This window comes from Mycobacterium sp. NGS24 (assembly GCF_059813065.1).
Window position 1 is genome coordinate 1 of record NZ_JCALDW010000050.1, and the last position, 340, is coordinate 340.

The 340-nt window shown below is 63.8% G+C and carries 1 protein-coding gene; it reads left to right on the forward strand.

What is annotated here, in order from left to right; translation table 11 throughout:
- Positions 1-340 (forward strand): ATP-binding protein (locus AC5Y6Y_RS25790; RefSeq protein ID WP_499919724.1); only part of this gene is annotated, 340 nt, incomplete at both ends.

The following is a 340-nucleotide window of genomic DNA, read 5'->3' on the forward strand; positions in this document are numbered from 1 at the left end:
AAGCGGTCGGGGATCGAGGTGCGTACCGATATCGATTATCCGGTGCGCAGTGCGGTGGATCCGATCGTGTTCGGTGTGGCGCGGGAGTTGTTGTCCAATGTGGTGCATCATTCGCGGGCCGAGCATGCGTGGGTGACGTTGAAGTATGTCGACGGGTGTTGTGTGTTGGAGGTTCTCGACGACGGGGTGGGGGTCAGTGGCGAGACCATGGCACGGCGGTTGGGGGAGGGCCATATCGGTCTGGCTTCGCACCGGGCCCGGGTCGATGCCGCCGGGGGCAGGTTCGTGTTCTTGGATGCACCCACCGGCACCCACGTGCGCGTCGAACTACCCGTCAAAC